Origin of the sequence: Shinella zoogloeoides (assembly GCF_030733845.1) — a bacterium.
In the GTDB taxonomy this organism is placed as follows: Bacteria; Pseudomonadota; Alphaproteobacteria; order Rhizobiales; family Rhizobiaceae; genus Shinella; species Shinella zoogloeoides_C.
Genome location: NZ_CP132311.1, coordinates 826,668 through 852,142 on the forward strand (window position 1 = coordinate 826,668; position 25,475 = coordinate 852,142).

At 66.3% G+C, this 25,475-nt stretch carries 21 protein-coding genes; 12 read left to right on the top strand and 9 right to left on the bottom strand.

Translation table 11 applies throughout. The annotated features are described in order from the left end of the window. Window positions 1-5: 5 nt before the first annotated feature. Complete coding sequence (locus Q9316_RS05030; protein WP_306034139.1) at window positions 6-506, top strand: copper chaperone PCu(A)C; 501 nt, start codon at window positions 6-8, stop codon at window positions 504-506. Window positions 507-632: 126 nt separating this feature from the next. On the opposite strand, the gene Q9316_RS05035 is transcribed toward Q9316_RS05030, so the two are convergent. The 3 genes from Q9316_RS05035 to Q9316_RS05045 all read right to left on the bottom strand — a co-directional run bounded on the left by Q9316_RS05035 (window position 633) and on the right by Q9316_RS05045 (window position 2,819). After that, a complete protein-coding gene (locus Q9316_RS05035) occupies window positions 633-1,034 on the bottom strand; it encodes a type II toxin-antitoxin system VapC family toxin (protein WP_306034140.1) in 402 nt (133 codons plus the stop codon). Continuing rightward, the gene (locus tag Q9316_RS05040) at window positions 1,034-1,288 is read right to left on the bottom strand and encodes a type II toxin-antitoxin system Phd/YefM family antitoxin (RefSeq protein ID WP_306034141.1); all 255 of its coding nucleotides are present in this window, start codon (window positions 1,286-1,288) and stop codon (window positions 1,034-1,036) included. The genes Q9316_RS05035 and Q9316_RS05040 overlap by 1 nt, the downstream gene beginning before the upstream one ends. A gap of 160 nt (window positions 1,289-1,448) precedes the next feature. After that, complete coding sequence (locus Q9316_RS05045; protein WP_306034142.1) at window positions 1,449-2,819, bottom strand: TIGR03808 family TAT-translocated repetitive protein; 1,371 nt, start codon at window positions 2,817-2,819, stop codon at window positions 1,449-1,451. A gap of 242 nt (window positions 2,820-3,061) precedes the next feature. Between Q9316_RS05045 and Q9316_RS05050 the strand changes: the two genes are divergently transcribed. The 4 genes from Q9316_RS05050 to Q9316_RS05065 all read left to right on the top strand — a co-directional run bounded on the left by Q9316_RS05050 (window position 3,062) and on the right by Q9316_RS05065 (window position 8,834). Then, a complete protein-coding gene (locus tag Q9316_RS05050; protein ID WP_306034143.1) occupies window positions 3,062-5,356 on the top strand; it encodes a putative bifunctional diguanylate cyclase/phosphodiesterase in 2,295 nt (764 codons plus the stop codon). Between the two features lie 63 nt (window positions 5,357-5,419). Next, window positions 5,420-5,866 carry a MarR family winged helix-turn-helix transcriptional regulator gene (locus Q9316_RS05055; protein WP_306034144.1) on the top strand — a complete coding sequence of 149 codons (447 nt, stop codon included), beginning with the start codon at window positions 5,420-5,422 and terminating at the stop codon, window positions 5,864-5,866. A gap of 45 nt (window positions 5,867-5,911) precedes the next feature. Next, window positions 5,912-6,922 (top strand): ligase-associated DNA damage response exonuclease, encoded by a 1,011-nt coding sequence (locus Q9316_RS05060; RefSeq protein ID WP_306034145.1) that lies wholly within the window; start codon window positions 5,912-5,914, stop codon window positions 6,920-6,922. A gap of 286 nt (window positions 6,923-7,208) precedes the next feature. Next, the gene (locus tag Q9316_RS05065) at window positions 7,209-8,834 is read left to right on the top strand and encodes a cisplatin damage response ATP-dependent DNA ligase (protein WP_306034146.1); all 1,626 of its coding nucleotides are present in this window, start codon (window positions 7,209-7,211) and stop codon (window positions 8,832-8,834) included. Window positions 8,835-9,043: 209 nt separating this feature from the next. Here Q9316_RS05065 and Q9316_RS05070 read toward each other — a convergent pair whose 3' ends face one another. Then, window positions 9,044-10,003 (bottom strand): glutathione S-transferase family protein, encoded by a 960-nt coding sequence (locus tag Q9316_RS05070; protein WP_306034147.1) that lies wholly within the window; start codon window positions 10,001-10,003, stop codon window positions 9,044-9,046. 259 nt (window positions 10,004-10,262) lie between these two features. On the opposite strand from Q9316_RS05070, the gene Q9316_RS05075 reads away from it, so the two are divergent. Continuing rightward, window positions 10,263-11,039, top strand: coding sequence for a L,D-transpeptidase (locus Q9316_RS05075; protein ID WP_306034148.1), 777 nt, complete (start codon window positions 10,263-10,265; stop codon window positions 11,037-11,039). A gap of 179 nt (window positions 11,040-11,218) precedes the next feature. Here the strand turns inward: Q9316_RS05075 and purN are convergent, their stop codons facing one another. Beyond that, window positions 11,219-11,887, bottom strand: coding sequence for a phosphoribosylglycinamide formyltransferase (gene purN, locus Q9316_RS05080; protein WP_306034149.1), 669 nt, complete (start codon window positions 11,885-11,887; stop codon window positions 11,219-11,221). Continuing rightward, complete coding sequence (gene purM, locus Q9316_RS05085; RefSeq protein ID WP_306034150.1) at window positions 11,884-12,957, bottom strand: phosphoribosylformylglycinamidine cyclo-ligase; 1,074 nt, start codon at window positions 12,955-12,957, stop codon at window positions 11,884-11,886. Before purM ends, purN begins: the two co-directional genes overlap by 4 nt. Window positions 12,958-13,515: 558 nt before the next feature. On the opposite strand from purM, the gene Q9316_RS05090 reads away from it, so the two are divergent. The 5 genes from Q9316_RS05090 (at window position 13,516) to Q9316_RS05115 (ending at window position 20,171) form a co-directional block, all read left to right on the top strand. Further along, entirely contained in the window at window positions 13,516-14,643 is a 1,128-nt protein-coding gene (locus Q9316_RS05090) for an AI-2E family transporter (protein ID WP_306034151.1), read from the top strand. Window positions 14,644-14,661: 18 nt separating this feature from the next. Further along, window positions 14,662-15,357, top strand: coding sequence for a DnaA regulatory inactivator HdaA (gene hdaA / locus Q9316_RS05095; RefSeq protein WP_306034152.1), 696 nt, complete (start codon window positions 14,662-14,664; stop codon window positions 15,355-15,357). A gap of 304 nt (window positions 15,358-15,661) precedes the next feature. Next, a complete protein-coding gene (locus Q9316_RS05105) occupies window positions 15,662-17,875 on the top strand; it encodes an RNA degradosome polyphosphate kinase (protein WP_306034153.1) in 2,214 nt (737 codons plus the stop codon). Between the two features lie 11 nt (window positions 17,876-17,886). Beyond that, the gene (locus Q9316_RS05110) at window positions 17,887-19,407 is read left to right on the top strand and encodes a Ppx/GppA family phosphatase (RefSeq protein WP_306034154.1); all 1,521 of its coding nucleotides are present in this window, start codon (window positions 17,887-17,889) and stop codon (window positions 19,405-19,407) included. Window positions 19,408-19,580: 173 nt separating this feature from the next. Beyond that, complete coding sequence (locus Q9316_RS05115) at window positions 19,581-20,171, top strand: DUF922 domain-containing Zn-dependent protease (protein ID WP_306035216.1); 591 nt, start codon at window positions 19,581-19,583, stop codon at window positions 20,169-20,171. Here the strand turns inward: Q9316_RS05115 and Q9316_RS05120 are convergent. After that, window positions 20,143-21,066, bottom strand: coding sequence for a LysR family transcriptional regulator (locus Q9316_RS05120; protein ID WP_306034155.1), 924 nt, complete (start codon window positions 21,064-21,066; stop codon window positions 20,143-20,145). The genes Q9316_RS05115 and Q9316_RS05120 overlap by 29 nt on opposite strands. Before the next feature lie 182 nt (window positions 21,067-21,248). On the opposite strand from Q9316_RS05120, the gene Q9316_RS05125 reads away from it, so the two are divergent. Then, the gene (locus Q9316_RS05125; protein ID WP_306034156.1) at window positions 21,249-22,559 is read left to right on the top strand and encodes a dicarboxylate/amino acid:cation symporter; all 1,311 of its coding nucleotides are present in this window, start codon (window positions 21,249-21,251) and stop codon (window positions 22,557-22,559) included. 71 nt (window positions 22,560-22,630) lie between these two features. Here Q9316_RS05125 and rnd read toward each other — a convergent pair whose 3' ends face one another. After that, window positions 22,631-23,776, bottom strand: coding sequence for a ribonuclease D (gene rnd / locus Q9316_RS05130; protein WP_306035217.1), 1,146 nt, complete (start codon window positions 23,774-23,776; stop codon window positions 22,631-22,633). A gap of 100 nt (window positions 23,777-23,876) precedes the next feature. Continuing rightward, a complete protein-coding gene (locus tag Q9316_RS05135) occupies window positions 23,877-25,262 on the bottom strand; it encodes a multicopper oxidase family protein (protein WP_306034157.1) in 1,386 nt (461 codons plus the stop codon). Window positions 25,263-25,475 lie beyond the last annotated feature (213 nt).

Genomic DNA, 25,475 nt, shown 5'->3' on the forward strand with positions numbered 1-25,475 from the left:
CTCCCATGAAACGTATCCTCGCTACCGCCGTCGCGCTGGCGCTTTGCGCCTCGGCCGCCTTCGCCCACGATTTCACGCTCGGCACGCTCGAAATCGAGCACCCGGCCTCCAAGGCGACGCTGCCCGGCCAGCCTGTCGGCGGCGGCTTCATGATCGTCACCAACAAGGGCACCGAGGCCGACCGCCTCGTCTCCATCGCCGCGCCCGACGTTTCCGACGACGTGCAGATCCATGAAATGGCGATGGAGAACGACGTGATGAAGATGCGCCAGCTTCCTGACGGCATCGAGATTCCGGCCGGCGCGACGGTGGAGCTCAAGCCCGGCGGCTTGCACGTCATGTTCATGAAGATCAAGCACCCCTTCAAGGAGGGCGAGAAATTCAAGGCGACGCTGACCTTCGAAAAGGCCGGCACGATCGACGTGGACTTCACGGTCGAGGCGGCAAAGCCCGGCGCCAAGAAGGGCGAAGGCGCTTCCGGCGATCATGAGGGCCATGGCGGCTGAGAAAAGCGGATGAGGGAGCCGTCTGCCTAGAGTTTGTCAGAGAAAAGTGGGAACCGGTTTTCCCGAAAAGACAAACGAAAACAAAAGAATTTAGAGCATGTCTGGTTCGGTCTGAACCTGACATGCCTAGAGATCCCAGGGGTTCAGGCAGGCGGCGCCGGTATCGGCGAAGTCGGCGATATTGCGCGTGACGACGACCAGTTCGTGAACGATGGCGGTGGCGGCGATCAATCCGTCCGCCCCGCCGCGCGGCCTCAGCGCCGAAAGGCGGCCCCACTCCACGGCGATCCGGTCGCTGATCGGCAGGATGCGCGCCGCATGATCCCGCCGCAGGCGTTGAAGCCAGGCGGAAAGATGCGCCGCCGCCTGCGGATCGGAGCGCTCCTTCAGCGCGATCCCGCGCATGATCTCGCCGAGCGTGATGACGCTGAGATGGAGCCGGTCGGGCTCCACCGATCGCAGCCACTTCACCGCTTGCGGCGAGCCACGGCGCGCCTCGGACAGGACGTTGGTATCGAGCAGATACATCAGAGCGCCACGTCGCGCTGCGGCCATTCCGGGCGGTCTTCGACAGCCTCGATCAACGCATCGTCCCAGGCCGGGCCGGATAGAAGGTCATCGACGAAGTTCGGCCGGTCGGCCTTGAGGGCGTTGTAGTCCTCGATCGACAGCACCACCGCCGTCTGTTCGCCGCGGAGCGTCACGACCTGCGGCCCTTCCGTGCGGGCTTTCTGGACGACTTTGGAAAACTGGTTCTTCGCATCCTGCAATTGCCATTCCATGGATGCCTCCTGTCTAGACTGTCTAGCTAGGATATGATCGTCGCGCCCGTTTTACAAGGCGGAAGCGGATGAGGGAGCCGGGTAGGTATTCTGCCCCCTCATCCACCCATTGACGCCTCCTCGTTCGGGCAAGAAAGAGGAGGCGCTTACCGGGACGGGCCTAGCCCGTCCGGTTCCGTTCGATCGTCAGATGCGCGAAGGCCGCGCCGTCTGTCGCCAGATCCCCGGTCGTGCGCTCGTTCCAGCGGTAGCCGGCGATCGCCGCGTCGGGGGTCTCCTCGAAGATGTTGCCGGAGATGAGGGCCGAGCCGGCATCCTCCACCACCGTCACGGCGCAGCCGACCGGGCTCGACCGCACCAGGTTGCCGGAGACGACGAGGCCGCGCATATAGGGGCCCCAGCCGAGCGCCAGCCCCCATTTCGGGGCGTTCTCGATGGTGTTGCCGGAGACGACGGTGTCGGCCTCCACGGCGATGCCGAAGCCGAATCCGGCGCCGTCATGCACATAGGGGCCTTCGAGCTTGAGGTTGCGCACGACATTGCCGGTGACGCTGGCAAGCCGCCCGCCCTCGTTGAAGTTGACGATCAGGATGCCGTTCGCCGCGCCGTCGATGAGGTTTCCGCTGACGATGGCGCCGGTGAAGCCGAATTCGGAATAGATCGCCGTCTCGCCGCTTTCCAGGCACGTATTGCCCGAGATCTGCACGTTCGAGCCGGCATTGGCGCGGATGGCGGAAAAGGCGCAGTCGGAGACGTGGTTGCCCGAGATCATCACGTCGTCGGCGCGGAAGACGTTGATGCCGTTGCCGTACTGGCCGGTGCCGCCGTTCGTGGCGCCGATGCGCGCGATGCGGTTGCCGGACACGATGGTCCCGTCGCGGCCCTTCTGCCAGCGGTGGATGAGGATGCCGCCATTGCCGCAGTCGAAGACATGGTTGCCGGTGACGGAAAGGTCCCGGCTCTCGATGGCGTAGAGGGCGTATTCGGCCGCGCCCGAAAGCCGGTTGCGCTCGATGCGCCCGCCCGAGCGCTCCAGGCAAACGGCGGTCTTCGACGAGCCCTGGACCTCGCAGTTCTCGATGACGACGGTGGCGACGCCGCGCAGATGCACGAGGCCCTGCACGGTGTCGTCCAGCCAGCGGTTCGCGCCGTCGATGACGAGATTGGCAAGCTCGATCCGGCCCGCTCCGTCGGCCGCGAAGAGATGGCCGTCGCCGCCATAGACGATGCGGGTCGCGCCCGGCACGCCTGTCAGCCGCGTGTTGTCCGGCAGGGTGATGTTGGAGATCACGTAATCGCCGGGCGGCAGAAAGACGGGCGTGTTCTTCGCGGCGGCATCCTTCAGCAGCTTCGCGAACGCCTTGCTCTTGCGGTCGCCCGCGCCGGGGCGGATGCCGTGTTCTGATGCGTCGATGCTGCCGCGCAGGTCGACGTCGACGATCGGCAGCCGCTGCGTGCGGGCGGCCGCCGGTCCCGCGATACCCGCCGCACCCAAACCGAGACCCGAGAGAAATAACCGCCTGGTAACCATGGAAGCTCCTTGCCGGCCTTGCTGCAGGAAGCGTGCCAATTGGTTTTGTATTGAAACGGAACATTTTGGGTATTGCCCGCTGAGGTTGCCGGCCGGCGCCCGCAAGTGGCCGGATTAGCGGTATTTCGCCGGTTTCCTTTAGGGTTGGATAACGACTTTAAGTGTACCTTCGGCTGTTCCGGAAAGAGGAGGCGGCCGGCAAAGTCCTTCCTTGCGTTGGAAGATTGCAGGGATTCGTACCGATGAAACTGTCTCACCTTGGCAACGAGGACGCCGATGCGACGGCGCGCCTGATGTCCGCCAGCCAGCGCCTCATCGACGAGGCGGCGCGGCTCTTTCCGCTGGCGGCGGCGCAGAACGACCGCACGATCTGGCTGGAGGCCATGATCGACGAGGTGCCGGACTATCTCTATTTCAAGGACCGCAACAGCCGCTTCGTCGTGGCCAACCGCGCCATCGTCAACGACAACAGGCGCGAGGGACTCGACAGCCTCGAAGGCCTTTCCGACTTCGACATCCATCCCGAACACGTCGCCCGCGGCTTCTTCAACACCGAGCAGGAGATCATCCGCACCGGCCGCGCCATGCTCGACATGGAGGAACTGATCCGCGATTCCGGCGGCAGGTTCAAATGGCTGCTCACCTCGAAGCTTCCCGTGCGCGACGGGGCGGGCGACGTGATCGGCATCGTCGGCATCGCCCGCGACATCACGGAGCGCAAGCGCGCGGAAAGCCTGCATCTCGGCCAGGCGCACCTGCTGAAGATGATCGCCCTCGGCGCGCCGCTCACCGACGTCTTCTCCTCGCTCATCCTGCTGATCGAAGCCCATGTCTCCGATGTCACCGGCTCGATCCTCATGCTGGCGCCTGACGGCAGGCACATCGTCACCGGCGCGGCGCCGAACCTAGACCCCGCCTTCTGCAAGCTGATCGAGGGAGCGGAGATCGGCCCGGCTGCGGGGTCCTGCGGCACGGCCATGTGGCGCGGCGAACAGGTCATCGTCAGCGATATCGAGACCGATCCGCTCTGGGCCGGCTTCAAGGCGCTCGTTGCGCCCTACGGGTACCGCGCCTGCTGGTCCGCGCCCATCCGCTCCTACCAAGGCAAGGTGCTCGGCACCTTCGCGCTCTATTCGCGAACGCCCGGCGAGCCCACGGCGGAATGCATGAAGCTCGTCGGCATGGCCACGCACATCGCCGGCATCGCCATCGAGCGCAAGGAGGCGGAAGACAGCATCCAGTTCATGGCCCACCACGACACGCTGACGGGCCTGCCGAACCGCAGCATGCTGGACGAGCGCGTCGCCTCGGCCATCGAGGCGGCGGACGACCGTGGCGGCACCATGACGCTCGCCTTCCTCGACCTCGACAATTTCAAGCTGGTCAATGACAGCCTCGGCCACCATGCCGGCGACGAGCTGCTGAAGATCGTCGCCGCGCGCATGCTGCGCTGCGTGCGGGCGAGCGACAGCATCGTGCGCCTCGGCGGCGACGAGTTCGTCGTGCTGATCAATGGCGGGATGCGCAAGGGCGAGACGGTGGAGGACCGGCTGCGCGCCGTGCGCGAGGCCATCGCCGAGCCGGTGGTGATCGAGGGCCGCTCCTTCCAGGTCACCTGTTCCATGGGCGTCGCCGCCTATCCGGAGCACGGCCGCAACGCAACGGAACTGCTTGCCCGGGCGGACGCTGCCATGTACCGCGCCAAGGAGATCGGCCGCGACGCCATGCAGGTCTTCACCGCCGAGCTTGCCAACCGTGCCCACGAAAAGCTGGAGCGGCAGGAGGAATTGCGCCGCGCGCTGGCGCAGGGCGAGCTCTTCCTGCAATACCAGCCGCAGATGGACCTTGCCACCGGCCGCATCTTCGCCGTCGAGGCGCTGATCCGCTGGCGCCATCCCGAGCGCGGCCTCGTCGGCCCGGGCGATTTCATCCCGCTTGCCGAGGAGACCGGCCTGATCGGCCCGATCGGCGACTGGACGCTGCGCGCCGCCTGCCGGCAGAACAAGGCCTGGCAGGTCTCCGGCCTGCCGCCTATCGTCGTCAGCGTCAACGTCTCGGCCCGCCAGTTCCAGGAGAAGGACTGGGTGGAGCGCGTCGCCGCGGCGCTCGAGGAAAGCGGGCTGGAGGCGCGCTACCTCGAGCTGGAGCTGACCGAAAGCCTGATCATGCAGGACGTGCAGCAGGCGGTGGAGACCATGCACAGGCTGGAGCAGCTCGGCGTGCATCTTGCCATCGACGATTTCGGCACGGGCTATTCCAGCCTCAGTTCGCTGAAGCGCTTCCCGGTCGGCCGGCTCAAGATCGACCGCTCCTTCGTGCAGGACCTGCCGAACGACAGCGACGATGCGGCGATCGCCCGCGCCGTCATCTCGCTCGCCCGCACGCTCCAGCTCCGCGTCATCGCGGAAGGGGTGGAGACGCGCGAGCAGGTCGATTTCCTGCGCGAGGCCGGCTGCCACGAGATCCAGGGCTTCTATCTCAGCCGCCCGATCGATGCGCGCGCCCTCCAGGCAATCCTTTGCATTCCAAATCCCTGATATTCGACGCCCCGGCGGCATCTGCCTCTTGACTTTTTTACGTTGATATCAACAGTAAGAAACATGTCCGACGATGTCCTGATTCCCTATGAAACGACCCTCTTCGTGCGGGACCATTGCCTGTGCCTGCATGCGCAGCGCGCGGCGCGCGCGCTTGCCCGCCGGTTCGACGATGCGCTGCGCCCGGTCGGCCTCACCAACGGCCAGTTCTCGCTGCTGATGGCGCTGAACCGCCCGGAGCCGCCGCCGATGGGGCCGGTCGCCGCCGTGCTCGCCATGGACCGCACGACGCTGACGGCGGCGCTGAAGCCGCTGGAGCGCCGCGGCCTCGTCATCGTCGAGCCCGACCCGCGCGACCGGCGCGGCCGCCTGCTGCGCCTGACCGGGGAGGGCCGCCGCCTCCTGACCGAAGCCTTCCCGATCTGGAAGGACACGCATGCGAAAGTCGACGCGCAGCTTGCCGCCGTCGACATGACCGCGCTGCGCGCCGGCATGCTGGCGATTGCCTGACGGCGACCACTGGCAGAGCGCGTCAAAGCCGCTATCTTTCCCGCCATGAAGCCCGATCAGCTCCTCCATCCGGCGCCCGCCGGCCTCTATTGCCCTGCCGGCGATTTCTACATCGATCCCGTCCGCCCGGTGGCAAGGGCGCTGATCACGCACGGCCATTCCGACCACGCCCGCGCCGGCCATGGCGCGGTGCTGGCGACGCGCGAGACGCTGGACATCATGGAGATCCGCTACGGCGAGGATTTCTGCGGGTCCACGCAGGCGGCCGCCTTCGGCGAGCGCATCGATCTCGGCGGCGTCACCGTGTCCTTCCATCCCGCCGGCCATGTGCTCGGCTCGGCGCAGATCGCGGTCGCAAAGGACGGCCTCACCATCGTCGCCTCCGGCGATTACAAGCGCGGTGCCGACCCGACCTGCGCGCCCTACGAGCCGGTGCCCTGCGACGTCTTCATCACCGAGGCGACCTTCGGCCTGCCGGTCTTCCATCATCCCGAGCCGAGGGCCGAGATGGGCAAGCTGCTGACGTCGCTCAGGCAGTTTCCCGAGCGCAGCCACCTCGTCGGCGCCTATTCGCTCGGCAAGTCCCAGCGCGTCATACGGCTGCTGCGCGATTGCGGCTACGACGCGCCGATCTACATTCACGGCTCGCTCGCGCGGCTCTGCGACTACTATGTCAGCCGCGGCATCGATCTCGGCGACCTGCGCCCCGCCACGCTGGAAAAGGGCGACCCGACGGATTTCCGCGGTGCCGTCATCGTCGGCCCGCCGTCCGCCTTCGCCGACCGCTGGGCACGACGCTTCAACGAACCGCTCATCGCCTTCGCCTCCGGCTGGATGATGGTGCGCCAGCGGGCGAAACAGGGCGGCGTCGAACTGCCGCTCGTCATCTCCGACCATTGCGACTGGCCCGAACTGACCGAGACGATCCGCGCGCTTGCGCCGAGCGAGGTCTGGGTGACGCACGGCCGCGAGGAGGCGCTGGTGCGCTGGTGCGAACTCGCCGGCGTGCCGGCCCGCCCGCTCCATCTCGTCGGCTACGAGGATGAGGGGGATTGATGGTGGCGGCCCAAATTCAGCGAAGCGAGTGCGGCCTGCCCCCCTCTGCCCTGCCGGGCCAGGACCCCTCCCCAACCCCTCCCCACAAGGGGGAGGGGCTTAACCCGTGGCGTCCTCGGCGTAAAAAGGGAAATGAAGAGCAAGCGGCTTGCGTTCTCCCCCCTTGTGGGGGAGATGCCGGCAGGCAGAGAGGGTCTTCCCATCCGTCTGCACTATCCTCAAAGCGAAGATCCCTGGCAGGGCAGAGGGGGGTAGGCCACACCCGCCCTGCGAAAGGCCACCACCCATGAGAGCCTTCGCAACCCTCCTCGACCGCCTCGTCCTCACCCCCTCGCGCAACGGCAAGCTGAAACTGCTCGCCGACTATTTCCGCGATACGCCCGATCCCGACCGGGGCTACGGCCTTTCCGCCATCGCCGGCACGCTGGACCTGAAGAGCGTCAAGCCGGCGCTGCTCCGCGAACTCGTGCTGGAGCGCATGGACGAGGTGCTGTTCCGTTATTCCTACGACTATGTCGGCGACCTCGCCGAGACCATCGCGCTGGTTTGGGACCAGGAGCGCAAGGAGCGGGTGCCGGACGAGGACCAGCCGCGGCTAGGCGCGGTCGTCGCCCGCATGAATGCACTCGGCCGAACCGAGGTGCGCGGCGCCGTGCTCGACCTGCTCGACAGGCTCGATCCCTCCGCGCGCTTCGCCTTCATCAAGCTGGCGACCGGGGGCCTGCGCATCGGCGTCTCGGCGCGGCTCGCCAAGCAGGCGCTCGCCGATTTCTCCGGCCGTGATGTCACCGAGATCGAGACGCTCTGGCATGGCCTGGCGCCGCCCTATGAACCGCTCTTCGCCTGGCTGGAGGGCAAGGCCGACCGCCCGGTGCTGGCGACGCCCGCCATCTTCCACTCCGTCATGCTGGCCAATCCGGTGGGCGAGGGCGATCTCGACAATCTTAATCCCGCCGATTTCGCCGCCGAATGGAAGTGGGACGGCATCCGCGTGCAGCTTTCCGCCGCGGGCGCGACGCGCCGGCTCTATTCCCGCTCCGGCGACGACATTTCCGCCGCCTTCCCGGATGTGCTGGACGCGATCAATTTCGAGGGCGTGGTGGATGGCGAACTGCTCGTCGGCGGCACGGCGCGCACCAACAGCCCGACGCGCACCTTCTCCGATCTCCAGCAGCGCCTCAACCGCAAGACCGTCAATTCGAAGATGCTGGACGACTACCCCGCCTTCGTGCGCGCCTACGACGTGCTGTTCGACGGCGAGGAGGATGTGCGCCCTGAGACCTTCGCCGCCCGCCGCGCCCGGCTCGGCGGCCTCATCGAAAAGGCCCCGCACGACCGCTTCGACCTCTCGCCGCTCGTGCCCTTCGCAAGCTGGGAGGAACTGGAGACGATCCGCCGCGAACCGCCGGATCCGGTCATCGAGGGCGTGATGATCAAGCGGCTCGACAGCCCCTACCAGGCCGGCCGCATGAAGGGGCCGTGGTTCAAGTGGAAGCGCGACCCCTACAATATCGATGCCGTGATGATGTATGCCCAGCGCGGCCACGGCAAACGCTCCAGCTACTATTCCGACTTCACCTTCGGCGTATGGACCGAGGGCGAGGGCGGCGACGTGCTGGTGCCCGTGGGAAAAGCCTATTTCGGCTTCACCGACGCCGAGCTCGAAGTGCTCGACCGCTTCGTGCGCAACAACACGACCGACCGCTTCGGCCCGGTGCGCGCCGTGCGGGCCGAACCCGCCTACGGCTTTGTGCTGGAAGTCGCCTTCGAGGGCATCAACCGCTCCACCCGCCACAAGTCGGGCGTCGCCATGCGCTTCCCGCGCATCGCGCGCCTGCGGCAGGACAAGCTGCCCGCCGACGCCGACCGGCTGGAGACGCTGATGGCGATGGTGGAGGCGAAGGAGGGTTAGCAGCTTTCGCAATCACGCGGCGGTGGTGTGGCGCAATACCCCCCTCTGTCCTGCCGGACATCTCCCCCTCAAGGGGGGAGATTGGATGGAGAGATGCGTCGCCCTTCGCTAGCGTTGCTGATTGAGTGAGGGTCTAGCCTCTTGCCGATCTCCCCCCTTGAGGGGGAGATGCCCGGCAGGGCAGAGGGGGGTGCTCCAGCCTCGCACCATCAAAGCCCCAGCCCCGAAAGGTCCGGCCCGAGCGGCACGATGCGGTTGGGGTTGAGCGCCTTGATCGAATAGTAGCCGTGCTTGATGTGGTCGATGTTGACCGTGTCGCGCACGCCGGGAAGGTCCAGCACGCGCTTCGTGTAGGCCGAGAGCGCCGGATAGTCGGCAAGCCGCTGGCGGTTGCACTTGAAGAGGCCGAAATAGGCGGCGTCGAAGCGGATGAGGGTGACGAAGAGGCGGATGTCGGCCTCGGTGAGGGTTTTCCCCGTCAGGAACGCCCGGCCGTCGCCAAGCCGCGCCTCCAGCTCGTCCAGCATGGCGAAGACGCCCTGATAGGCCTCTTCATAGGCGACCTGCGTGGTGGCGAAGCCGGCGCGGTAGACGCCGTTGTTGAGCGCGGGGTAGATGCGTTCGTTCAGCGCGTCGATTTCTCCGCGCAGCGCCTGCGGATAGAGGTCTACACTCTCGTCCGCCAGCGCGCCGAAACCGCTGTTCAGCATGCGCACGATGTCGGCCGACTCGTTGTTGACGATGGTCTTCCTCTCCTTGTCCCACAGCACCGGCACGGTGGCGCGGCCGGTGAAGGTCGGCGCGGCGCGGGAATAAAGCTCGTGCAGATAGGTCGCGCCGTTGAGCCCGTCGCGGTTTGCGCCCGGATAGTCGCCGAAATGCCAGCCCTCGTCGGAAAGCGCCGGCTCGACGACGGAGACGGAAATCACCTCGTCGAGCTTCTTCAGCTTGCGGGCGATCAACGTGCGCGAGGCCCAGGGGCAGATCAGCGCGACATAGAGGTGGTAGCGGCCGGCGGCGGCGGCAAAACCGTCTTCGCCCGTCGGGCCGGCGCTGCCGTCGGGCGTCACCCAGTTGCGGAAGCTCGAAACCTGCCGCACGAAGCCGCCCTTGGCGTCCGTCGCCTGAACCGGCTGCCAGTCTTCCGTCCACTTGCCGTTGACGAGCATCGCGTCATCTCCTTGCGCATATCGTAGCGCCTCAGAGGTATCGCCCGCGCGCGAAAACGGCAATCGGGACGATGCTTGACACAGCGTTCACAAAGCCGTGGCGCCCGGGCGACACTGTGCCAAAAATATGGCGCGCAAGCTTGAAGCCAGCCGCAATTGCCACAATTAGGGCAGGGTCGTGGACCTAATTGCCTTTCGTTAGTTCCTGATTCAGTCTCCTCGTCCATCCTGCCTTCCGTCAAACGGATACGATCTCTTCATGACCGACACCGCGCTTTCCCGCCGCCGCTTCCTGCAGTTTTCCGGCCTCGCCATGGCAAGCGGCCTTGCCGGCTGCACGTCCTCCATGAACACGGACCGCTTCCGCGAGGAGACGCGTCCCTATTTCCGCAATCCCGCGCTGGAGGGGCGGCCGGAATATATCGACGGCAGGGGGCCGATCAGCATCTACGGCCAGACCCCGCCCTCGGGCCTGCTGCCGGAATCCTCGCACTATGCCGCGATGTACGGCCCGGTCTACGACGGCGGCTTCCAGGTGCCGGCCGTGCCCTATCAGCAGATCGACGCGCGCTTCTATCGCCAGGAGGTCGAGAGCCCGTTCGCCGAAAGGCCGGGCACGATCATCGTCGATACGGGCAACCGCTTCCTCTACCTCATCCTGCCGAGTGGCCGCGCCATGCGCTACGGCGTCGGCATCGGCCGGCAGGGCTTTTCCTGGTCGGGCCGCGGCGTCATCCAGTGGAAGCAGGCCTGGCCGAAATGGACGCCGCCGGACGAAATGGTCGCGCGCCAGCCGGAGCTGGTGAAATATTCCAGCGCCAATGGCGGCATGGCCGGGGGGCTCAACAACCCGCTCGGCGCGCGCGCGCTCTATATCTTCCAGAACGGCCAGGACACGCTCTACCGCCTGCACGGCTCGCCGGAATGGAAGTCGATCGGCAAGGCCGTCTCCTCCGGCTGCGTGCGCATGCTCAACCAGGATGTGATCGATCTCTACGACCGCGTGAAGGGCAAGGCGCCGATCCTCGTCATCTGATGGGGGCTTGTGGCACCCCCCTCTGCCCTGCCGGGCATCTCCCCCTCAAGGGGGGAGATTGGATGGAGCACCGTTTTCGCCCATTTCCGGCGTTGCGATCAGGGCAGTGAGCCAGCCTCTTGCCGATCTCCCCCCTTGAGGGGGAGATGCCCGGCAGGGCAGAGGGGGGTAGTCCCGCCCTAAACCGCCGCCGGCGAAATCAGATAGGCGGCCTCAAGCACCGGCAGGTCGCCGGACGCCACGGCCCGGCCGCCCTCCATGCGCACCTTGCCGTCCGCAACCAGCCGCAGCGCCAGCGGATAGCTCCTGTGCTCCACGGTGAGCACCCGCGCGGCCAGCGTATCGGCCGTATCGCCCGGCAGCACCGGCACGGCGGCCTGCACGATCGCCGGCCCTTCGTCCATGCCCTCCGTCACGAAATGCACCGTGCAGCCGGCGATGCGCATGCCTGCGTCGATGGCGCGCTGGTGCGTGTGGAGACCGGGGAAGAGCGGCAGCAGGGACGGGTGGATGTTGAGGATGCGGCCTTCGTGGCGGTTGATGAAGGCGCCGGAGAGCAGGCGCATGTAGCCCGCAAGGCAGACGATGTCGGGCGAGAGCGCGTCGAGCGCGTCGAGGATCGCCACCTCGTGCTCTTCCTTGCCGGCAAAATCCCGGCGCAGGAAGCTGCGGGTCGGAATGCCGAGCGCTTCGGCCCTGGCAAGGCCGCCGGCGTCCGCCTTGTCGGAGAACACCGCGACGATCTCGGCCGGGAAATCCGGCGCCTGCGCGGCCTTTGCCAGCGCCAGCATGTTGGAGCCGCCGCCGGAAATGAAGGCGACGACGCGCTTGCGGGGCGCTGCGCTCATAGGGCGAGCGTGCCCTTGTAGATCGTGCCGGCGGCGCCTTCCGCGCGGGCGACCATGCGGCCGAGGCGGAAAGCGGTTTCGCCTTCGCCGGCAAGCGCGGCGACGACCGCGTCGGCCTTGTCGGCGGGTACGACGGCGATCATGCCGACGCCGCAGTTGAAGGTGCGCAGCATTTCATGGGCCTCCACGCCGCCTGTGTTGGCAAGCCAGGAGAACACGGCCGGCGCCTTGACGGCGGCAAGGTCGATCTCGGCGGCGAGGTGCTTCGGCAGCACGCGCGGAATGTTCTCCGGGAAACCGCCGCCGGTGATGTGCGCCAGCGCCTTGATCGCGCCCGTCTCGCGGATCGCCTTCAAGAGTGGCTTCACATAGATCTTGGTCGGCGTCAGCAGCGCTTCGCCGAGGCTCTTTGCGGCATCGAACGGCGCGGGGGCGTCCCAGGCAAGGCCCGAGAGCGTGACGATCTTGCGCACCAGCGAATAGCCGTTGGAGTGCACGCCCGAGGAGGCGAGGCCGAGGATCACGTCGCCTTCGGCGATGTCGCCGGACGGCAGCAGCTTTCCGCGCTCGGCGGCGCCGACGGCAAAGCCGGCCAGGTCATAGTCGCCGTGCGAATACATGCCCGGCATTTCGGCGGTCTCGCCGCCGATCAGCGCGCAGCCCGCCTGCCGGCAACCCTCGGCAATGCCCTCGACGATGGCCGCGCCCTGCTCGGGGTCGAGCTTGCCGGTGGCGAAGTAGTCGAGGAAGAAGAGGGGTTCGGCGCCCTGCACGACGAGGTCGTTGACGCACATGGCCACGAGGTCGATGCCAACCGTGTCGTGGCGGTTGGCATCGATGGCGATCTTGAGCTTGGTGCCGACGCCGTCGTTGGCTGCGACGAGCACCGGATCGGTGAAGCCGGCCGCCTTAAGGTCGAACAGGCCGCCGAAGCCGCCGATCTCGCCGTCCGCGCCGGGGCGGCGGGTGGAGCGCACCGCCGGCTTGATCTTCTCGACCATCAGGTTGCCCGCGTCGATGTCGACGCCCGCATCGCTATAGGTGAGGCCGTTCTTTTCCGACTGGCTCATGCTCTCGTCTCCTGATGTGCCACGATTGGCTGGGGCAGCGGCAAGCCGTGCGATTGGCATGATGGGGGCTGGAGTGCAAGAAGAATGCCGGGAAAACCGGGATTTTTTCACCGATTTGAGTTTTGTGGAGGCTGCGGAAGTGCCCCTCTGTCCTGCCGGCCCACAAGGGGAGATCGGCAAGGGGCAACGAAGGCACTCAGATAGCGGTGTGTCTCCTTCTCCCCCGCGGGGAGAAGGTGCCGGCAGGCGGATGAGGGGGATGCCGGAGGCAAAAAGGCAACGTTTCCCGCCGCGTCACCCCCTCATCCGACCCTTCGGGCCACCTTCTCCCCGCGGGGGAGAAGGGGAAAACCGCAACGTTCCGCCATATGCGATAGCCGTGCCCTGAGGGGAGATGCCCGGCAGGGCAGAGGGGGATGGCCACTGGCTCCATCCATAGGAATGGGGAAAACGAGGAAAACAGCGCGAGGCGCGTCCTTCTCCCCGGCGAGCCTTGACCTTTCTCCAGCCTACACCCTATCTCGTCTGCAAACGGCGGCAAACACGGGAAGAAGCACGATGGCAGCCCATATCAGCGGCGCAGGATTGAAGCGGCAGGTGGTCTTCTGGCTCATCGCGCTCGTCTTCTTCGTGCTCTTCCTCATGGTGTTCAGCAATATCCTGCTGCCGTTCATCGCCGGCATGGCGCTGGCCTATTTCCTCGATCCGGTGGCCGACCGGCTGGAGCGCATCGGCCTGTCGCGCATGATGGCGACGGTGGTTATCCTCGTCGCCTTCGTCGTGCTCTTCGCGCTGTCGCTGATGATCGTCATCCCGCTGCTGGCCACGCAGGCCGCCGAATTCCTGGAAAAGCTGCCGGGCTACGTCACCCAGCTCCAGGAGCTCGTCGCCAGCTTCAATCCCGATCTCCTGCCAGGCTGGGTCAGCAGCCAGATGGGCACGATCAAGCAGAGCTTCTCGAGCATCCTCGCCGAAGGCGCTGGCTTCCTCGGCACGGTGTTCAAGCAGCTCTGGAACTCCGGCATGGCGCTGGTCAACATCGTCTCGCTGCTGGTCGTGACGCCCGTCGTCGCCTTCTACCTCCTGCTCGACTGGGACCGCATGATCGCCAAGGTGGACAGCTGGGTGCCGCGCGACCATGTGGCGAACGTGCGCCAGATCGCCACGGAGATCGATGCCGCCATTGCCGGCTTCGTGCGCGGGCAGGGCTCCATCTGCATCATCCTCGGCCTGTTCTATGGCATCGCGCTCTCCTTCGCCGGCCTCAATTTCGGCCTGCTGATCGGCCTCTTCGCCGGCGTCATCGGCTTCATTCCCTATGTCGGCTCGCTGGTCGGCCTGGTGCTGTCGGTCGGCGTCGCCGTCGTGCAGTTCTGGCCGGAATACTGGATGATCGCGCTCATCGCCGCCATCTTCTTCGCCGGCCAGTTCGCCGAGGGCAACATCCTGCAGCCGAAGCTCGTCGGCAAGCGCGTCGGCCTGCATCCGGTCTGGCTGATGTTCGCGCTGGTCGCCTTCGGCGCGCTGTTCGGCTTCGTCGGGCTGATGATCGCGGTGCCGGCCGCCGCCGCCGTCGGCGTCCTTGTCCGTTTCGGCCTCAGCCGCTACCTTGACAGCGACCTTTATTATGGGGCGAGCAAGCCCGTTCTCCTCGAAGAGAGCACGCCGGAAGGCGAATACGAGTAAGAGTACCCGAGCAGACCCATGACTTCGCGCAAGACCGCCGAACAGTTGCCGCTGGCCTTCGGGCACGATCCCGCGACGGGCCGCGACGATTTGCTGATTGCCGAGCCCGTCAATGCGGCCGTCGCGATGATCGACGCCTGGCCGCACTGGCCATCGCCGGTGGTCGTCATCGCCGGTCCCGTCGGCTCGGGAAAATCGCACCTTGCCGCCATCTGGCGCGAGAAGGCGGGCGCGGCGCGCGTCGAGGCGAGGGCCGGGCAGGGCGCGGAGGCGGCGGCCGAGCGCGGTCCGGTGCTCATCGAGGATGCCGACCGCGCCGGCTTTTGCGACCGCACGCTCTTCCACATCATCAACAATGTGCGCCAGCACGGCCACACGCTGCTCATCACCTCGAGGCTCTGGCCGATGTCCTGGCCGGTCGAGCTGCCGGACCTGCGCTCGCGCCTCAAGGCCGCGACCGTGGTGGAGATCGGCGAGCCGGACGACGAACTGCTCTCGCAGGTCATCGTGAAACTCTTCGCCGACCGCCAGCTCTTCGTCGAGGAGAAGCTCGTCGCCTATATCGTCGCGCGCATGGAGCGCTCGCTGGAGGCGGCGCAGACGCTGGTCGAACGCCTCGACCGTCTGGCGCTCGCCCGCGGCAGCCGCATCACGCGCACGCTGGCGCAGGAAGTGCTGGGTGAGATGGTCGGCGGCGAGGATTTAGAGGCGTAAGGGCGACGCAGACGTGGCCACCCCCCTCTGCCCTGCCGGGCATCTCCCCCTCACGGGGGGAGATTGGATGGGGCAATGTTTCGCCCATCTCCAGCGTTGCTGATGAAACAGGTTCTTGCCGCTTGCCGATCTCCCCCCTTGAGGGGGAGATGCCCGGCAGGGCAGAGGGGGGTATTACTTTCCCCGCTAATTCCACCGCCCCGGATTGACTGTCACAGTTCTGTCGTCAAACTGCGCTAAGCGCTTCGCGGAAAAGCAGAAATCGAGCGCGGCCGATCGGGCGGCGAATTGGGCGGAACCTTCAATGGATAGAGCGACTTCGGACCTTACGCAGGAAAAGCCCGTCGAGGACGCGGCCCCGGAAGGCGCGACGATCGATGTCGAGGCCCTGATGGCGAGCCCCGAGCGCTTCATCAACCGCGAATTCTCCTGGCTCCAGTTCAACCGCCGCGTCCTCGAAGAGACGCTGAACACCGCCCATCCGCTCCTGGAGCGCGTGCGCTTCCTGTCGATCTCGGCGGCGAACCTCGACGAATTCTTCATGGTGCGCGTCGCCGGCCTCGAAGGCCAGGTGCGCCAGGGCGTCGGCATCCGCAGCCCCGACGGCAAGACCTCGGCCGAACAGCTCGACGACATCCTGAAGGAGATCGACAATCTCCAGATGGAGCAGCAGGCCTCGCTCGCCGTGCTGCAGCAGTATCTCGCCAAGGAGGACATCCTGATCGTCCGCCCGACGGCGCTCTCCAGCGAGGACAAGGTCTGGCTGCAGCAGGAATTCATCCAGTCGATCTTCCCGGTGCTGACGCCGCTTTCCATCGATCCGGCGCACCCGTTCCCCTTCATCCCGAACCTCGGCTTCTCGATCGGCCTCCAGCTCGACAGCACCATGGGCAAGGAGCCGATGACGGCGCTGCTGCGCCTGCCGGTGGCGCTCGACCGCTTCATCCGCCTGCCAGACGCCAAGGGCGCGATCCGCTACATCACGCTGGAAGATGCCGTCGGCCTCTTCATCGGAAAACTCTTCCCCGGCTATATCGTGCGCGGCTCGGGCACGTTCCGCATCATCCGAGACAGCGATATCGAAGTGGAGGAAGAGGCCGAAGACCTCGTGCGCTTCTTCGAGACGGCGCTGAAGCGCCGCCGCCGCGGTTCGGTGATCCGCATCGAGACCGATTCGGAAATGCCCGAATCGCTGCGTCGCTTCGTCGTCGGCGAACTCAACGTGCCGGACAACCGGGTCGCCATCCTGCCGGGCCTGCTCGCCCTCAACACGCTGTCGGAGATCGCCAAGGCGCCGCGCGACGACCTGAGGTTCGAGCCCTACAATGCCCGATTTCCCGAACGTGTCCGAGAGCACGCCGGAGACTGCCTCGCCGCCATCCGCGAAAAGGACATGGTCGTCCACCACCCCTACGAAAGCTTCGACGTGGTGGTCCAGTTCCTTCTCCAGGCTGCGCGCGATCCTGACGTCCTGGCGATAAAGCAGACGCTCTACCGCACCTCCAACGACAGCCCGATCGTGCGCGCGCTGATCGACGCGGCCGAGGCGGGCAAGTCGGTGACGGCGCTGGTCGAGCTGAAGGCCCGCTTCGACGAGGAGGCGAACATCCGCTGGGCGCGCGACCTCGAGCGCGCCGGCGTGCAGGTCGTCTTCGGCTTCATCGAATTGAAGACCCATTCCAAGATGTCGATGGTGGTGCGCCGCGAGGAGGGCAGGCTGCGCACCTATTGCCACCTCGGCACGGGCAACTACCACCCGGTCACGGCGAAGATCTACACGGACCTGTCCTTCTTCACCTGCAACCCGACCATTGCCAGCGACATGGCGAACATCTTCAATTTCATCACCGGCTACGGCGAGCCCGAGGCCGGCATGAAGCTCGCCTTCTCGCCCTATACGCTGCGCCCGCGCATCCTGCGTCACATCGACGAGGAGATCGCCCATGCCAAGAACGGCGCGCCGGCGGCGATCTGGATGAAGATGAACTCGCTGGTCGACCCCGACATCATCGACGCGCTCTACAGGGCCAGCCAGGCGGGCGTGGAGATCGATCTGGTGGTGCGCGGCATCTGCTGCCTGCGCCCGCAGGTGCCGGGCCTGTCCGACAATATCCGCGTCAAGTCGATCGTCGGCCGCTTCCTGGAACACTCCCGCATCTTCTGCTTCGGCAACGGCCACGGGCTTCCCTCGGACAAGGCGCTGGTCTATATAGGCTCCGCGGACATGATGCCGCGAAACCTGGACCGGCGGGTCGAGACACTCGTGCCTCTGATCAACCGGACTGTGCATGAGCAGGTTCTCTCGCAGATCATGTTGGGCAATCTCATCGATAACCAGCAGAGCTACGAGATTCTTGCGGACGGAACGTCCCGGCGCATGGAAGTGCAGCCCGGCGCCGAGCCGTTCAACGCTCAGCACTACTTCATGACCAACCCCAGCCTCTCCGGCCGGGGCGAGGCCCTGAAGTCCTCGGCACCGAAGGCGATCGCGGGCTGGCAAGGCCGCCGGAAGAAGTAAACTGGATATGCATGGTTGAGTCCGAAGCCCAGGGGCGTTTGCCTGGAATTGCCCCGGTGTCAGTCGTGGATATCGGTTCCAACTCGATTCGCCTCGTCATCTACGAGGGCATGAGCCGGTCGCCGGCCATCCTGTTCAACGAGAAGGTCATGTGCGGCCTCGGCAAGGGCCTCGCCAGGACCGGCCGCATGGACCAGGCGAGCGTCGACCGCGCGCTGGCCGCCCTTCACCGCTTCAAGGCTCTTTCCAGGCAGGCCCGCGCCTCCACCATGTTCGCGCTGGCGACCGCCGCCGCGCGCGAGGCGGAGAACGGCCCCGATTTCATCCACCAGGCGGAGATGATCCTCGGCCAGAAGGTCCGCGTGCTGACCGGCGAGGAGGAAGCCTATTTCTCCGCGCTCGGCATCGTCAGCGGCTTTGCCGATACCGACGGCATCGTCGGCGATCTCGGCGGCGGCTCGCTGGAACTGGTCGATATCTCCGGCGTCAATGTCGGCAAGGGCATCACCCTGCCGCTCGGCGGCATCCGCCTGTCGGAAGCCTCGGGCGGCTCGCCCGCCCAGGCGCGCATCGTCGCGCGCAAATACCTGCGCACCGCCAATCTCCTGAAGAACGGCGCGGGCCGTGCCTTCTACGCCGTCGGCGGCACCTGGCGCGCCATCGGCGCCCTGCACATGGAGGTGCAGAACTATCCGCTGCACATGATCCAGGGCTACGAGCTCGGCTTCTCCGATGCCATGGACTTCCTGACGGATATCGTCACCGCCAAGGACCAGAAGGATTCCGCCTACGCAGCGATCTCCAAGAGCCGGCGCAATCTTCTGCCCTTCGGCGCGGTCGCCCTTCAGGAGACCATCGCCATCATGAAGCCCTCGCGGGTCTTCTTCTCCGCGCAGGGTGTGCGCGAGGGCTATCTCTATTCGCTGCTGCCCGAACGGGAAAAGTCGCGCGATCCGCTGCTGGCGGCCGCGGGCGAACTCGCCATCCTGCGCGCCCGCTCGCCCGAGCATGCCCGCGAGCTTGCCGAATGGACCGGCCGCATGATGCCGCTCTTCGGCGTCACCGAAACCGCGGAGGAGCGGCGCTACCGCGAGGCGGCGTGCCTGCTTGCCGACATAAGCTGGCGCGCGCACCCGGACTACCGCGGTCTCCAGGCGCTGAACCTCATCGCGCACGGCACCTTCATCGGCATCACCCATCCCGGCCGCGCCTTCATCGCGCTCACCAACTACTACCGTTTCGAGGGTCTCAACGACGACGCCGTCAGCAGCTCGCTGGCCGGCATCGCGACGCCGCGCCTGCGCGAACTCGCCAAGATCGTCGGCGGCCTGCTGCGCGTCGTCTACCTCTTCTCGGCCTCCATGCCGGGCGTCGTGCCGAACATCGCCTTCCGCAAGTCGGCCGAGCCGGACGTCGATCTCGAACTCGTCGTGCCCGCCGACTACGCCGAGCTTGCCGGCGAACGCCTCGACGGCCGCCTCCAGCAGCTCGCCAGGCTGACCGGCCGCAAGCTGGCCTTCCGGTACCTGTGAGGCAAGGATGATCGTCCATGTGGCTTAGACCCCCTCATCCGCCTGCCGGCACCTTCTCCCCGCCGGGGAGAAGGGGAGTGTGGGGAGCGTCTCGTTTTCCCTTCTCCCCTACGGGGAGAAGGTGGCCCGAAGGGTCGGATGAGGGGGGTATCTCAGGTTCCGCCGTTTCATGCCTGCGGGCAGGCATCGGTTTCGTCATCGCCGGCCTCTTCTTTGCCGGAAGCGCCGCCGCGCAGGACTGGCAGGCGGTCGAGCGGGTCGAGCCCTATACGGTGCAGGGCGCGACGGGCATGGAGATCTACCAGTCGATCGGCGAGCGCGGCCCCAAGCTCGGTATTGCCCGCGTCATCGCCCATACCGGCTTCAAGCTCACCTGGACGCGCAAATACGAGCGGCAGGGCAATGCCTGCGTGATCACGGTCAACAAGCCGAAGCTCATCATCACCTACACGCTGCCCAAGCTGAAGACGAAGCTCTCCGGGCCGTTGAAGATCCGCTGGGACACCTTCATCTCCGGCGTGACCGCGCATGAAAAGGTGCACGGGGACTTCATCAAGGACATGGTGAAGGAGATCGAGGCGATCAGCGTCGGCATGACGGTCGAGAACGACCCGAACTGCAAGAAGATCCGCCCGCAGCTCCAGGCGCGCCTCGGCGAGCTTTCCAACGCCCAGCGCGCCCGTAGCCGCGATTTCGACCAGGTCGAGCTGAACGACGGCGGCAACGTGCACCAGCTCATCCTGCAGCTGGTCGATCCGCGCTGACCTCGCGCGGCCCGGCGGGATCGCCGCCGAGCCTGCGGCGGATTTCCGCGAGGAAGAGCTGGAGCGCCGGCGCCGGGTCGCGATGGTGATAGATGATGTAGACGTTCGATGTCGGCGGACTGGGCCGGATCGGCAGGAAGGCGAGGGGCCCGGAGGTCAGCTTTGCGATGCCGGCCGGCACGATGCTGACGCCGAAGCCGGCGACGACGAGGCTGGGGATGGACTGGGCGTCGATCACCTGCTGCGAGACGTGCGGCCGATAGCCGGAAGCGACGATGCAGGACATGACATAGGCCGCGAAATCGGAGCTGTCCGGCCGCAGCACTACGTGCTGGTCGTCCTTTAGGTCGGTGATCGAGACGCTTTCCCGTCCGGCGAATTTGTGGTCGCTGCGCACCAGCGCCACCATCTCCTCCTGCCAGCCATATTCGTGGGCAAGCTCGTCCTCGCGCGGGATCGACCTATTGAAGCTGACATCGGTGCGCCGGCTGCGCACCTCGTTTATCTGCGCGGCGGGCGATTGCTCGTGCACGCGCAGCGTGATGCGCGGATAGGCGGCGGCAAAGCCCGCCAGCAGTTCGGAAAGCCCGCCGCGCAGGATCGAGCCTGTCGTGCCGATCTCGATCATGCCGTCCTGGCCCTGCTGCACCTCGCGGATTTCCTGCACGCTGCGCTCGTACTGGTCGAGCATGTTGCTCGCCCGCCGCAGGAAGAGTTCGCCCGCGCGCGTCAGCGACACCTTGCGGCTGGTGCGGCTGATGAGGTCGGCCCCCAGTTCGCGTTCCAGCGTCTGGATCTGCGTGCTGAGCGGCGGCTGCGACATGTTCAGCCGCTGGGCCGCGCGGGTGAAGTTCAGCTCCTCGGCGAGCACCACGAAGCATTGGAGCTGGCGCATTCTCATAGCGTCACCCTATGGATTGGCGATAAATCGATATTAGACATGGATGAAATATTGGACAAGTATGGATGAATGAGGGGGAGCCGCGACGGGCGCCGCGATGCGAGGAGACGGTGGAGGCCGTGCATCGATGCGACCGGCTCGCGGGATGCCCCCTCCTGCCATAGGGAGGAAAATGCATGCCGAATTGGTCGAAGTCGTTGTTTGGGCAGGTCTGCCTTGCGCTGGTGCTGGGCATTGCCGCCGGTTTCTTCGTGCCGGATCTTGCGGCCAAGATGAAGCCGCTGGGAGATGGTTTCATCAAGCTCATCAAGATGCTGGTTCCCATCATCGTCTTCTGCGTCGTCGTTCACGGCATCGCCGGGGCGGGGGATTTGAAGAAGGTCGGCCGCGTCGGCTTCCGCGCGCTCGTCTATTTCGAGATCGTCACCACCATCGCGCTCGCCCTCGGCATCGCCATCGCCTACATTTTCGGACCCGGCCACGGCATGAACATCGACGTCAGCACGCTCGATGCCTCGTCGCTCTCCACCTATGTCGAGAAGGCCCATGAGGTCTCCAGCGGCGGCACCGTCGAATTCCTGATGAAGCTCATTCCGACCACCATGGTCAGCGGCTTCGCCCAGGGCGACGTGCTGCAGGTGCTGCTCGTCGCCATCCTCTTCGGCTGCGCCCTGGCGCAGGTCGGCGAGCGCGGCAAGCCGCTCCTGCACATGATCGAGCTTGCCGGCGACGTCACCTTCAAGATCATGTCCTTCATCGTCCGTTTGGCGCCCATCGGCGTCTTCGGCGCCATCGCCTTCACGGTCGGCAAATACGGCGTCGGCTCGCTGGCGCAGCTCGGCTATCTCGTCGGCCTGTTCTACCTGACGATCGCGCTCTTCGTCTTCGTCGTGCTCGGCTTCATCATGAAGATGGCGGGCTTCAGCATCATCAAGCTGCTGCGCTACCTGCGCACGGAGATCAGCATCGTCGCCGGCACCGCCTCCAGCGATGCCGTGCTGCCGCAGACCATGCGCAAGCTGGAACATCTCGGCATCAAGGACTCGACCGTCGGCCTCGTCATCCCGACCGGCTATTCCTTCAACCTCGACGCCTTCTCGATCTACCTGACGCTGGCGGCCGTCTTCATCGCCCAGGCGACCAACACGCCGCTCGCCTTCACCGACCTCCTCGCCATCCTCGGCGTGGCGCTCGTCACCTCCAAGGGCGCCCATGGCGTGCCGGGCTCGGCCATCGTCATCCTCGCCGCGACGCTCGCGGCGATCCCCAGCATCCCGGCTATCGGCCTCGTCCTGGTGCTCTCGGTCGACTGGTTCATGGGCATCGCCCGCGCACTCGGCAACTATCTCGGCAACTGCGTGGCGACGCTGGCCATCGCTACCTGGGTCGGCGATGTCGACAAGGACCGCGCGCGCCGGGTGCTCGACGGCGAAAGCCTGCCCGCGCCGGCTTTCACGGAAGAACCCGTCCCGCACAGCGCGGCCTGACGGGGACCGCTCAAAGGAAAGGCCTGTGCCGCGGCACAGGCCTTTTCCGTTTCAGCCTTGCGGATGGCCGCTTAAAGCTCCACCGCCTCGATCTTCCGGTCGACGAAGCGCAGCGCCACCTTGCCGCCGATGAGGTTGAGCGCGGTTTCGCCGAAAAGCTCGCGGCGCCAGCCGTGAAGGGCGGCGACCTCGGCGGCCTCGCCATCGATGGCGATCTTTTCGAGATCGTCGGAATTGGCGATGATCTTGGCCGCGACGCCTTCCTTCTCGGCGACGATCTTCAAGAGGACCTTCAGCATCTCGCTGGCGGCGGCAGCGCCTTCCGGCACGTGGTTCTGGCGCGGCAGGCGGGGCAGGTCGGTCTTGGGGATCGCCAGCGCCTCGCCGATCGCCTCCAGCAGTGCCGCGCCCGACTGCGAGCGCTCCCAGCCCTTGGGGATGGTGCGCAGGCGCGCCAGCGCCTCGGCGTCGGCCGGCTGCTGCTGGGCGATCTCGTAGATCGTGTCGTCCTTCAGGATGCGCGAGCGCGGCACGTTGCGGCTGCGCGCCTCGCGCTCCCGCCAGGCGGCGACCTTCTGCAGGACGGCCAGCTCCATCGGCTTCTTGACGCGCATCTTGAGCCGCTTCCAGGCGTCGTCCGGATGCAGGTCGTAGGTGTCGCGCGATTCCAGGACCGCCATTTCCTCGGTCAGCCACAGCGAGCGGCCGGCCTCCTCCAGCTTCGCCTTCAGCGCCAGGTAGACGTCGCGCAGGTGCGTGACGTCGGCCAGCGCATATTCGAGCTGCTTTTCGGTCAGCGGGCGGCGGCTCCAGTCGGTGAAGCGCGAGGACTTGTCGATATGCACGCCCTTGATCTTCTGCACGAGCTGATCATAGGAGACGCTGTCGCCGAAGCCGCAGACCATGGCCGCGACCTGCGTGTCGAAGATCGGGTGGGGAATGAGGTTGCCGCGGTTGACGATGATCTCGATGTCCTGCCGCGCGGCGTGGAACACTTTCAGCACGGCGGGATTGCCCATCAACTCGAAGAAGGGCGTCAGGTCGAGGTCCTTGGCGAGCGGATCGACGATCACCTCGATCTCGGGACCTGCAAGCTGCACCAGGCACAGTTCCGGCCAGAAGGTCGTCTCCCGCAGGAACTCCGTGTCGATGGTGAGATACTCGGACCGGGCGAGCGTCTCACAGGCGTCGCGAAGGGCTGCGGTGGTGTCGATGATCTGCATGATGGGCTCGGGCCGGCTTTTCCTGAAATTTTTGATCGGGCAGCTTTAGACGTTCCACGGTTTTGCCACAATCGAAAATTTGGCCCGCCAAACCTCACGTTACTCGCACATAGCTGGTCATGCCGGTCTTCTGGTGCTCGATGATGTGGCAATGGAACACCCAGTCGCCCGGATTGTCGGCGACGAGGGCGAGCTGCACCTTCTCGTCCGGCAGGATGAGGTAGGTGTCGGAGAAATGCGGCCGGATCTGCTGCTTGTTGGAGTTCATCGGCCGGAAGACGAGGCCGTGCAGGTGCAGCGGATGCACCTGCGGCGTCGGGTTCTCGACGTTGAAGATATAGGTCTTGCCCGCCTTCATCTCGGCGAGCGGGGCGGTCGGGTCGCCCGTGTCGTCCGCCCACGGCACCTTGTTGATGGCCCAGAAATTGTAGCCCAGTGAGCCGCAGATGCCGTCCTTCGGGCGCTCCTCCGCCGAGGCGCTGAGGATGAAGGGGATCTGCGTGGCGGCGGCAAGGTCCGGTTCGGGCAGGGGATTGGCGGCCAGGGCCGGCAGGTCGCCGATGTCCCGCTTCAGCGAGGCACCGACGGCGCGGAAGGTGGCGAGCGTGGCGGGCTTTGTGCCGCGCAGGTCCTTCAATGCGGCCACGGCCCCTTCCGCGTCGGGCATGCGCAGCACGAGGTCGAGCCGCTGGCCGGGGCCGATCATGAGGTGGTCGGGCGTGAAGCGCTCGGCCACCGGATTGCCGTCGGCGGCGATGACCTGCGCTTCGGCGCCCTCGACCACGATCGCCAGGATGCGGGTGACGTCGGTTGCCGCAAGGCGCAGCCGCACCAGCCCGCCGGCGGGCGCGTCATATTGCGGCGATTGACGCCAGTTGGCCGTGCGCACCGTGCCGAAGGTGCCGGCGCGGGCGGCGTCGCGGGGCTTGAACTGCGCGATGAACTGCCCGTCGCCGCCCAGCCGCCAGTCGCGCAGGTTGAGCACGATCTCGGCATCGAAGACAGGATCGGCCGGGTCCTCGACCACGACGAGGCCGGCAAGGCCGCGGCCCATCTGTTCCAGCGTGTTGCAATGGGGGTGATACCAGAAGGTACCGGCATCGGGCGGCGTGAAGGCATAGTCGAAGCCGTCGCCGGTATAGACATAGGGCTGGGTGAGGAACGGCACGCCGTCCATCCTGTTGTCGATGCGCAGGCCGTGCCAGTGGATCGTCGTCGGCTCGTCGAGCCGGTTGTCGAGGCGCAGGCTGAAGGCCTCGCCGCGCCGCATGCGCAGCACCGGTGGGATCTCGCCCTCGCCATAGGTCATGACGCCCTTCGTCGGGCCCTTGTCGGTGATCAGCGCCTCGCTAGTGCGCGCGACGAGCGGCATGGCGGCCTTCGCGCTGGCGATCCCGCCGAGGCGGCCCGCAAGGCCGAGCCCGCCGCCATAGGCCCCGGCGACGAGTGCGCCCTTCATCAGCGTGCGGCGTGTCAGCATGGCGGTCCCTCCGGCAACGGTCGGCGCAGCCCCCCTCATCCGGCCCTTCGGGCCACCTTCTCCCCATGGGGAGAAGGGAACCGGGGCGCTTGCGGTTTTCCCCTTCTCCCCGCCGGGGAGAAGGTGCCGGCAGGCGGATGAGGGGGGCTTGCGAAATGCGTTACCGTTCTAAACCTGAGCGCATCTCTCAGCAATAAGCCGCCCGCGACCAGA

Coding starts and splice junctions, on each gene's coding strand:
- Q9316_RS05030 (WP_306034139.1), top strand. CDS start 6: ATGAAACGTATCCTCGCTACCGCCGTCGCGCTGGCGCTTTGCGCCTCG.
- Q9316_RS05035 (WP_306034140.1), bottom strand. CDS start 1,034: ATGTATCTGCTCGATACCAACGTCCTGTCCGAGGCGCGCCGTGGCTCG.
- Q9316_RS05040 (WP_306034141.1), bottom strand. CDS start 1,288: ATGGAATGGCAATTGCAGGATGCGAAGAACCAGTTTTCCAAAGTCGTC.
- Q9316_RS05045 (WP_306034142.1), bottom strand. CDS start 2,819: ATGGTTACCAGGCGGTTATTTCTCTCGGGTCTCGGTTTGGGTGCGGCG.
- Q9316_RS05050 (WP_306034143.1), top strand. CDS start 3,062: ATGAAACTGTCTCACCTTGGCAACGAGGACGCCGATGCGACGGCGCGC.
- Q9316_RS05055 (WP_306034144.1), top strand. CDS start 5,420: ATGTCCGACGATGTCCTGATTCCCTATGAAACGACCCTCTTCGTGCGG.
- Q9316_RS05060 (WP_306034145.1), top strand. CDS start 5,912: ATGAAGCCCGATCAGCTCCTCCATCCGGCGCCCGCCGGCCTCTATTGC.
- Q9316_RS05065 (WP_306034146.1), top strand. CDS start 7,209: ATGAGAGCCTTCGCAACCCTCCTCGACCGCCTCGTCCTCACCCCCTCG.
- Q9316_RS05070 (WP_306034147.1), bottom strand. CDS start 10,003: ATGCTCGTCAACGGCAAGTGGACGGAAGACTGGCAGCCGGTTCAGGCG.
- Q9316_RS05075 (WP_306034148.1), top strand. CDS start 10,263: ATGACCGACACCGCGCTTTCCCGCCGCCGCTTCCTGCAGTTTTCCGGC.
- purN (WP_306034149.1), bottom strand. CDS start 11,887: ATGAGCGCAGCGCCCCGCAAGCGCGTCGTCGCCTTCATTTCCGGCGGC.
- purM (WP_306034150.1), bottom strand. CDS start 12,957: ATGAGCCAGTCGGAAAAGAACGGCCTCACCTATAGCGATGCGGGCGTC.
- Q9316_RS05090 (WP_306034151.1), top strand. CDS start 13,516: ATGGCAGCCCATATCAGCGGCGCAGGATTGAAGCGGCAGGTGGTCTTC.
- hdaA (WP_306034152.1), top strand. CDS start 14,662: ATGACTTCGCGCAAGACCGCCGAACAGTTGCCGCTGGCCTTCGGGCAC.
- Q9316_RS05105 (WP_306034153.1), top strand. CDS start 15,662: ATGGATAGAGCGACTTCGGACCTTACGCAGGAAAAGCCCGTCGAGGAC.
- Q9316_RS05110 (WP_306034154.1), top strand. CDS start 17,887: ATGGTTGAGTCCGAAGCCCAGGGGCGTTTGCCTGGAATTGCCCCGGTG.
- Q9316_RS05120 (WP_306034155.1), bottom strand. CDS start 21,066: ATGCGCCAGCTCCAATGCTTCGTGGTGCTCGCCGAGGAGCTGAACTTC.
- Q9316_RS05125 (WP_306034156.1), top strand. CDS start 21,249: ATGCCGAATTGGTCGAAGTCGTTGTTTGGGCAGGTCTGCCTTGCGCTG.
- Q9316_RS05135 (WP_306034157.1), bottom strand. CDS start 25,262: ATGCTGACACGCCGCACGCTGATGAAGGGCGCACTCGTCGCCGGGGCC.